The organism is Clostridium sp. CAG:43 (assembly GCF_000434655.1).
In the GTDB taxonomy this organism is placed as follows: Bacteria; Bacillota; Clostridia; order Lachnospirales; family Lachnospiraceae; genus Otoolea; species Otoolea fessa.
Genome location: NZ_FR895056.1, coordinates 25,281 through 34,219, shown reverse-complemented (window position 1 = coordinate 34,219; position 8,939 = coordinate 25,281). Strand labels below are relative to the sequence as shown.

General features: G+C 47.9%; 8 protein-coding genes and 1 tRNA gene. 7 read left to right on the top strand and 2 right to left on the bottom strand.

What is annotated here, in order from left to right; genetic code table 11:
* Nucleotides 1-13 precede the first annotated feature (13 nt).
* Together QVO97_RS04655 and QVO97_RS04650 are read right to left on the bottom strand one after the other, a co-directional pair.
* Complete coding sequence (locus QVO97_RS04655) at nucleotides 14-823, bottom strand: hypothetical protein (protein WP_022359220.1); 810 nt, start codon at nucleotides 821-823, stop codon at nucleotides 14-16.
* Between the two features lie 205 nt (nucleotides 824-1,028).
* On the bottom strand, nucleotides 1,029-1,970 hold the full coding sequence (locus tag QVO97_RS04650; RefSeq protein ID WP_022359219.1) for a DMT family transporter: 942 nt from the start codon (nucleotides 1,968-1,970) through the stop codon (nucleotides 1,029-1,031).
* A gap of 268 nt (nucleotides 1,971-2,238) precedes the next feature.
* On the opposite strand from QVO97_RS04650, the gene QVO97_RS04645 reads away from it, so the two are divergent.
* The 7 genes from QVO97_RS04645 to QVO97_RS04615 form a co-directional block, all read left to right on the top strand.
* On the top strand, nucleotides 2,239-2,871 hold the full coding sequence (locus tag QVO97_RS04645) for a YitT family protein (protein WP_022359218.1): 633 nt from the start codon (nucleotides 2,239-2,241) through the stop codon (nucleotides 2,869-2,871).
* Nucleotides 2,872-3,019: 148 nt separating this feature from the next.
* Nucleotides 3,020-3,092: transfer RNA gene (locus tag QVO97_RS04640), tRNA-Gly, on the top strand.
* A 322-nt stretch (nucleotides 3,093-3,414) separates the two neighbouring features.
* Nucleotides 3,415-4,146, top strand: a complete 732-nt coding sequence (rpsB, locus tag QVO97_RS04635) for a 30S ribosomal protein S2 (protein WP_022359217.1) — start codon at nucleotides 3,415-3,417, stop codon at nucleotides 4,144-4,146.
* 124 nt (nucleotides 4,147-4,270) lie between these two features.
* Entirely contained in the window at nucleotides 4,271-5,203 is a 933-nt protein-coding gene (tsf, locus tag QVO97_RS04630; protein ID WP_022359216.1) for a translation elongation factor Ts, read from the top strand.
* A gap of 186 nt (nucleotides 5,204-5,389) precedes the next feature.
* Complete coding sequence (trpS, locus tag QVO97_RS04625) at nucleotides 5,390-6,463, top strand: tryptophan--tRNA ligase (protein WP_117796329.1); 1,074 nt, start codon at nucleotides 5,390-5,392, stop codon at nucleotides 6,461-6,463.
* A 251-nt stretch (nucleotides 6,464-6,714) separates the two neighbouring features.
* Nucleotides 6,715-8,034 (top strand): sodium-dependent transporter, encoded by a 1,320-nt coding sequence (locus QVO97_RS04620; RefSeq protein ID WP_022359214.1) that lies wholly within the window; start codon nucleotides 6,715-6,717, stop codon nucleotides 8,032-8,034.
* 353 nt (nucleotides 8,035-8,387) lie between these two features.
* Nucleotides 8,388-8,939: DUF6465 family protein (locus QVO97_RS04615; RefSeq protein WP_288188939.1), on the top strand; the 552-nt coding region annotated here is incomplete at its 3' end.

The following is an 8,939-nucleotide window of genomic DNA, read 5'->3' as shown; positions in this document are numbered from 1 at the left end:
TTTGTCTGTTTTTTTATTCTACTTCGCTTTCAATGACTCCATCGTATAAACCGATTAAGTCTTCATAGCCATCCGTGGATGGAAGGGTCACTACAACCGGCTCTCCCGGGTTCTGGACTTCGGTCTCCATCAGAGTAATGCAGGTCATCGGCTGGCCGAGGACTTCCATGTTGTATACGATATAGTTTGTCATATAGATAATGTAATCGTTGTCATCCAGCACGTAAGCGCCTTTCATTTCCTGGATGTTCATGTCCAGATTGATATCGGTGCCGAGTGTGTTCATCACGGTTCCGAGGGCTTCTTTGACGTTCTTGTTTAGCTTCTTTGGATTTGCCTCATATGCCAGCACACGTTTTCCATTAACCTCGTTTAAGGAAATGCCCTTCATATAGCTGGATTCCATATTGCTGGTGTTGACTCCGGTCTGGACGGAGGATATGATCTGCTCTAATGGCATCGGGTATTTCAGTTTGACACCGTTGGTATCTACGTAATAGTAGCCATCCGTATAAAAAACCTGTGAATAGCTGTCCTGTCCCAGAATCGAGGAAGCGACCTGTGCCAGGTACTTGAGATCGGTGGTATCCTGCATATCCATCTCTGCATGCATCGCCATATCAACTTTCATCTGACCGTCCGGAATGACATCCTTTGCAAGTATGACCGAATGGACGCCGCTCTGAATCTCCGCGGACTGAATCGTATTGTTCTTCTCCATCACCCGGTCAAATACCTCCGCCGGATTTTCGGCTGCAAATGCGGTTGTTGACATCGTCATAATGGCTGCTGCACTCACAAGTGCGGTTGCTAATTTTTTCATCCCTGTTTCCTCCTGTCTGCTGTCGGGCTTATGTCGTATTTCCCTATATAACTTTCTGCCCTATCTATAACCCATTTTCGAGCTGTGTCGGCAACCCAGCTTTTGTTCCTGAAATTCACGTTTCTGAACACGAAAACCACTCCGACTTTATCTTCAGTATATATAATTTGGCATCGCTTGTAAACCATATCGGCGGGACTTTCCCTTACATTTTTATTACATCTGACAGCTCTTTCGATTCCAAAAGTGCCTGCTTTTGAGTATTCTTTCTTTTCCGGTTATTATATACAAACATGGAAATTGCCATCAGACAGATAATTCCATATCCGAGAAAACTCCAGCCGTCCGGCACCTGCCCGAAAATGAAGAAACCGAGCATCGTCGAGAAGATCAGCTGCGAATAATCGTAGATGGAAATACGGCTCGCCGGGGCATAGCGGTATGCCGCCGTGATCGCAAACTGTCCGCCCGCCGCTGCGCAGCCCGCCAAAAGCAGGATCCCCATCTGCTGCCAGGTCATCGGATGATAGTCAAAAATCAGCCACGGCAGCACAACCACACAGGAAAATACCGAGAAAAACAGTACGATCACCGGTCCCTTTTCTCCTGCCTCTCCCAGTTTCCGCACCATCGTGTACGCCGCGCCCGCGCAGATGCCACCGAAAAAGCCCAGCAGCGACGGCACAAGTGCCAGATTGGAGAATGTCGGCTTTACCACGAATATACTGCCGAGAAACGCACCGAAGATCAGCGAAAGCTGAATTGGCATAACTTTTTCCTTTAAGATCAGCCAGCTGAACAGCACTGTAAAAAACGGCGACATTTTATTTAGAATCGATGCGTCCGCCAGCACCAGATGATCCACCGCATAAAAGTTACACAGCACTCCCATCGTGCCGAAAATTGACCGCATCAGAAAATACGGCAGATTTTCCCTGCGGATACGAAACGGCTCTCCCGCCCGCAAAAGCAAAACAACCGCTGACAGCGCCGCCACAAGATTGCGGAAAAAACTCTTCTGCATCGACGGCAGATCGCCCGCCAAATGTACAAACATACTCATCAGCGCAAAACAGAACGCAGACAGCACCAGACAGGCAATTCCGCGGTATTCCTGCTTCCGGATGTCCGGATGATTTTCTACCATGTTTTCATTCCCCTTTCCGTCTTCCTATCTTCCAGTATACGCACATCCCACTTTTTTGTCTATGAATCCCCCCTGATTTTTTCGTTTTCACATTTCACACGGCTGCTGTTCACGCTCATGGAAACCGTAAAACCACATATTTTTTTTGCTTTCTCCCGTTTTGCATCATTTCTGCAGAGAGTCCGCCCATCTTGACACAAATCCGTTTCCATACTAGAATAGAAAAACCTTTACTTACATGTAAATTATTCACAAGGAGCCTGTTATTTTGCTGAAATTATTCCATTTCCTCGATTTAAAACTAAACTCCTGCCTGATTGCACTGTTTGGAAGTGCATTTCTGGCATTTGGCCTGTACCATGTCCATTCCTTTTCCGGTGTCACCGAGGGCGGTGTCTTAGGAATGACGCTTCTGCTTGATCACTGGTTCCATATCTCCCCATCCGTGTCCGGCTTCATCATGAACCTCGCCTGCTACGCGATGGGATGGAAACTTCTGGGGCGGCAGTTCATCGCCTACTCCATTCTTTCCAGCGCCAGCTTCTCCCTGTCTTACCGCATCTGTGAGCAGTTTCCGCCCCTGTGGCCGCAGCTTGCCGATATGCCGCTTGCCGCATCCCTGCTCGGCGCGGTCTTCGTCGGCGTCGGTGCCGGGCTCTGCGTGCGGATCGGCGGTGCCCCGGGCGGAGACGATGCGCTTGCGATGAGCCTTTCCCACGTGACGCACATCAAAATCCAGTGGATCTACCTCCTGTCCGATTTTGCTGTACTGGTGCTTTCACTGAGCTACATTCCGTTAAACCGCATGGTATATTCCATCCTCACGGTACTCCTGTCCGGACAGATCATCGGGTTTGTGCAGACCGTGGGAACACATCCAGTGGAAAATATGAAAACTTGATCGGTTTCATACGGTTCTCCCGGTTTCAAACGTGCCTACCCGTGAACAGTAATGAATTTACTATATTTTTTGATTTTTTTAAAAAAACGCTTGCCAAATCAACCGACCTATGATATTATATAACTCGTTGAAGCGATGCTTCAGAAATGCGCGAGTGGCTCAGTTGGTGGAGCGCGACCTTGCCAAGGTCGAGGCCGCGGGTTCGAGTCCCGTCTCGCGCTCTTTTTTATTTCTAGGATTTATGCGGGTTCCGAGGTTTTCGGAGCCCGATTTTAATTTACATAGAATTGCTAAAAGTTTTTACTGAAGGTTTTGTATTATCATTCCGTATATGCTTGTTGGAAGAAATTCAAGAAACGAAGAAAAATGAAGGAAAATGCGTGATTTTTTTAATTTCCACTTGCATGTATACCTTGCCTGTGATATAGTATAAAGGCTGAAAATTCACGCCGGTCGGATTTGCGCAGGACGGTGCTCATTATGAGTCCCCGCGGAAAGCATGAGAAGACGGCGGAAGAAAAACCAAAATTGGAGGAAAGAAACATGAGCGTTATTTCAATGAAGCAGTTACTCGAAGCAGGTGTACATTTTGGACACCAGACCAGAAGATGGAACCCGAAAATGGCTCCGTACATCTACACCGAGAGAAATGGTATCCACATCATCGACCTTCAGAAATCTGTAGGTAAAGTAGATGAGGCTTACAAGGCAGTATCCGATATCGCAGCAGACGGCGGCACAATCCTGTTCGTTGGTACAAAGAAGCAGGCTCAGGACGCTATCAAGACCGAGGCTGAGAGATGTGGTATGTTTTATGTAAATGAGAGATGGTTAGGCGGTATGCTGACAAACTTCAAAACCATCCAGAGCCGTATCGCTAGATTAAAACAGATCGAGGCTATGTCTGAGGACGGAACTTTCGACGTTCTGCCGAAGAAAGAAGTTATCGAGCTGAAAAAAGAGTGGGAGAAGCTGGAGAAGAACCTGGGCGGTATCAAAGATATGAAGAAGATCCCGGATGCTATCTTCGTAGTAGATCCGAAGAAGGAAAGAATCTGCGTACAGGAGGCTCATACTCTGGGTATTCCGCTGATCGGTATCATCGATACCAACTGTGATCCGGAAGAGCTGGATTATGTAATCCCGGGTAACGATGATGCTATCCGTGCCGTAAAACTGATCGTTTCCAGAATGGCAGACGCTGTTATCGAAGCTAAGCAGGGCGAGGCTGAGGCAGCTGCAGCAGAGGGCGAAGCAGAGGCTACAGAGGCTTAATTAACCCCAAAATTAAAAACTGAAACCAAAAGACCAGGAGCACGCCGCGGTTTTCCGCATAAAAGCGTGCTCCGCGCGGGTATACGAACGTGTACCTGAATTTATATACACGGAGGGATTTAAGATGGCAGTTACAGCCGCAATGGTAAAAGAGTTACGTGAAATGACAGGCGCTGGTATGATGGACTGTAAGAAAGCTCTTGCAGCTACAGATGGCGACATGGACAAAGCTGTTGAGTTCCTGAGAGAAAAAGGACTTGCAGGCGCTACTAAGAAAGCTGGCCGTATTGCAGCAGAGGGTATCGTTATGACTAAGGTTACCGCTGATGAAAAGAAGGCAGTTGTAGTAGAAGTAAACGCAGAGACAGACTTCGTAGCTAAGAACGAGAAGTTCCAGAACTATGTATCTGATGTTGCTGAGCAGGCGCTGAACACAAGCGCAGCAGATATTGACGCATTTCTGGCTGAAAAATGGGCAAAGGATCCGTCCCTGACAGTTGCAGAGGCTCTGTCTTCCCAGATCTCCATCATCGGCGAGAACATGAAGATCCGTCGTTTTGCTCAGTTAGCTGAGGAGAATGGTTTCGTTGCTTCCTACATCCATGCAGGCGGCAAGATCGGCGTTCTGGTAGACGTTGAGACTGACGTTGTAAACGATGCAATCAAAGAGATGGCTAAGAACGTAGCTATGCAGGCTGCAGCTCTGAAACCGCTGTACACCAACGACAGCGAAGTAGATGCAGATTACATCGCAAAAGAGAAAGAGATCCTGACTGTAGCAGCTAAGAACGAAAAGCCGGATGCAAACGACAAGATCATCAACGGTATGGTTATGGGTCGTATTAAGAAAGAGCTCAAAGAGATCTGTCTTCTGGATCAGGTATATGTTAAGGCTGAGGATGGCAAGCAGAGCGTAGCTCAGTATGTAGCTCAGGTTGCTAAAGAGAATGGTGCGAAGATCACTGTTAAGAAGTTCGTTCGTTTCGAGACTGGCGAAGGTATCGAAAAGAAGGAAGAGAACTTTGCAGAGGAAGTTGCAAAGCAGATGGGACAGTAGTTCTCATTTTCAAAAAAAGTCCAAAACGTCGGAATCGAAAGGTTTCGGCGTTTTTTGCGTCTATGTGCTAGTCCATCTGCTCTGGATTGGAAGGACAGCCAGAAAGGGGAATGTTGACAGTCCGCTCCCCAGGATATATAATATTTCTCAGGAAATAACACCAGCATGGAAGGGGAAACAAATAGAATGAAGAAAATTATTTTAACCGGCGATCGTCCTACCGGGCGCTTACATGTCGGACATTATGTTGGCTCTCTGAGCGAGAGAGTGAGACTTCAGAATTCCGGCAAATTCGACGAGATCTATATTATGATTGCCGATGCACAGGCGCTGACAGATAACGCAGATCATCCGGAAAAGGTGCGTAAAAATATTCTGCAGGTTGCCCTGGACTATCTGGCTTGTGGAATTGACCCGGAGAAATCCACCATCTTTATCCAGTCGATGGTGCCGGAGCTGACAGAGCTTACTTTTTACTATATGAACCTGGTTACGGTATCCCGTGTACAGCGAAATCCTACCGTAAAAGCAGAGATTCAGATGCGTAATTTTGAGGCAAGCATCCCAGTTGGATTCTTTACTTATCCGATTAGCCAGGCGGCGGATATCACTGCATTCCGCGCGACGACCGTTCCGGTTGGAGAGGATCAGATGCCGATGTTAGAGCAGTGCAAGGAGATCGTCCACAAATTCAACAGCGTGTACGGCGAGACTCTGACGGAACCGGAGATCCTGCTTCCGTCCAACAAGGCATGTCTGCGTCTGCCGGGTATCGATGGAAAGGCAAAGATGAGCAAATCGCTTGGAAACTGCATCTACCTTTCTGATTCGGAAGCAGATGTGAAGAAGAAGATCATGTCCATGTTTACAGATCCAAATCACCTGCGTGTCGAGGATCCGGGTAAAGTCGAGGGCAATCCGGTCTTCATCTATCTGGATGCATTCTGCCGTCCGGAGTATTTTGCAGAGTTTCTGCCGGATTACCAGAACCTGGACGAGCTGAAAGCGCATTACCAGAGAGGTGGTCTGGGCGATGTGAAGGTGAAGAAATTCTTAAACAACGTCATGCAGGCTGAACTGGCTCCGATTCGCGCGAGACGCCAGGAATGGGAGAAGAGAATCCCGGATGTATTTGACATCCTGAAAGAGGGAAGCAAGGCAGCAGAGGCGAAGGCTGCTGAGACGCTTCGCGATGTGAAGGCTTCGATGCGGATCAATTACTTTGATGATGACAGCCTGATTGATACGATCGAGGACTAAGATAAAAAGTGGAAATTCGGCGTGGCTTTCTGGAATGCCGGGAGTGTGCTGCCGGAAATGAATTGATTTAAAAAATAGAGAAAAGTTTGTCTTCTGGCACGGGAAAGGTGCCGGGGGACAGGCTTTTTTTCGCGTGATTCCCACTTAAAAACGGTTTACATAGTCCCTAAAATTCGATATAATAGTCTATATTGCGTTATAACACAAAGTTATATCAAATATGAAATGAAAGAATACTAAGAGGGCTACACATGAGCAAAAACAAACAATGGGCGAGTAAGCTGGGCTTTATTATGGCAACGGCTGGGGCGGCGATTGGATTGGGAAATCTGTGGAAATTTCCATATCTGATGGGAAAGAACGGTGGATTTCCATTTCTGGTTGCGTATCTGTTTTTTATCGTTCTTCTCGGACTGCCGGTTATGATCACGGAAATGTCCCTGGGACGGAAGACGCGGCATGATCCGGTGCAGGCATATGCGGACATCCATCCGCACGCACGGATTGTCGGTATATTCGGCGTACTGGCGGCGTTTATTATTTTGAGTTATTACAGCGTCATCGGCGGCTGGATTTTAAAGTATATTGCCAGCTATGTGACGACGGCGGCAGCGCCGGATTTTGACGCCTTTATTGGCAGCAGCGAGCCGGTGATCTGGCATATTGTATTTATGGCAGCGACTATAGCTGTCTGCTATTTTGGCATCAATGGCATTGAGAAAGCGAGCAAATTGATGATGCCGATGCTTCTGGTTCTGTTATTTGTCATCATTTTCAGAAGCGTGACGCTTCCGGGAGCTTCGAAAGGACTGTTATTTATCTTCCAGCCGGATTTTTCGGCGTTCACGCTTTCCTCCGTCAGTGCGGCACTGGGACAGGTGTTTTATTCGCTGAGTCTCTGCATGGGTATCACGATTACTTACGGAAGCTATCTGAGTGGAAAGGAAAATATTCCAAAAAGCTGTATGATCATCGGCGGTCTGGATACTGTGATTGCGGTTCTCGCGGGTATCGCGATCTTTCCGGCAGTATTTGCCTTCGGTCTGGAGCCGGGACAGGGACCGGGACTGATTTTCGGTACACTGCCGATGGTATTTGCGAATATTGCGGGGGGAACTTTCTTCGCAATTCTGTTTTTTGCGCTGGTTTTTTTCGCAGCCGTTACGAGTGCGATCGCACTTCTGGAAGTCTGTGCCTCCTTTGCGATTGATTCGCTGGGCTGGGAACGCAAGCCTGCGGCGCTTGTGATTGGTACGGCGATCACGCTGCTCGGCATTCCGAGTGCGCTGTCCTTCGGCGTCTTGAGTGATGTCACAATCCTGAATCAGTCGGTCTTTGATTTCGCTGGACTGGTAACGGATAATATCCTGATGCCGCTCGGCGGACTTACGATGTGCTACTATGTAGGCTGGAAATGGAAACCGGAGTATCTGCTTGCGGAGATCGAGGCGGACGGTACGAAGTTCCGTCTGGGAAAACTCTGGGTGTTCTGCATTCGATTCCTGACGCCGATTATGGTGGGAATCGTCAGTGTAACTGGATTTTATAATTTGTACTTAGCGATCCGGTAGGAAGAGCGGTTTTGTTGACAAAAGCAGGAAATTGCCGTATACTTGTTAAAGTTCAGACAGGGTTACGGAAACGGGGATAGGATGTGCTTGACGGTGGATCAAGGACAGGAAAAGACCGTTTATGTGATAGTTTGGACGGACAGACAACTTGGGGAAACTTGAATATAAGACAATAAAAATATGGGGATACCGCAGAATGACAAGGATGTGATTGGGCGGTGTCCCCGCTTCGACTGTGGAGAATGAACCGGACATGAGGCATTGCTGCGGGTAAAGAAGCGCTGCGTAACTGTGTGCGCAAAATCATGAGCCGGAAGACGTCGTGGAGAAAGCAGAGAAGGAGGATGAGATATATGGTTCCGAGAAAGAAAACATTAGCCAAGACAGCGGAAAAGAAATCTGTTTCAACGAAAGAGAAAAAGGTTCCGTCTGTTGTGGAGAGAAAAGAGACAGCCGTAGCTGAAGTAGCGAAGAAAGAAACGGCAGTGGCAGCAGTCGCAAAGAAAGAGACAGCGGTAGCGGAAGTAGCAAAGAAGGAAACAGCTGTGGCAGCCGTGGAGAAAAAAGAGACGGCAGTAGCATCCGTTCCGAAAAAGGAAACTGCACTGGCACATGTAGAGAAGAAAGAGACAGCCGTAGCGCCGGTACAGAAGAAGGAGACCGCCCTCGCAGAGAAGAAAGAGATGGCAGCAGCCGCAGAGAAAAAGGAGACAGACGTGACCGTAAAGAAAACAACTACAAAGACAACCACAAAGACAACCACTGCAGCAAAGAAGACAGCTGAGAAAAAGGAAGTAAAGACAGTTGCATACGTACAGTACGCAGGTGCTGAGATTTCTATCGAGAAGCTGGAGGCAGAAGCAAAGAAAGCATATGCAGCTCTGGGACATAAAGAGGACGAGATT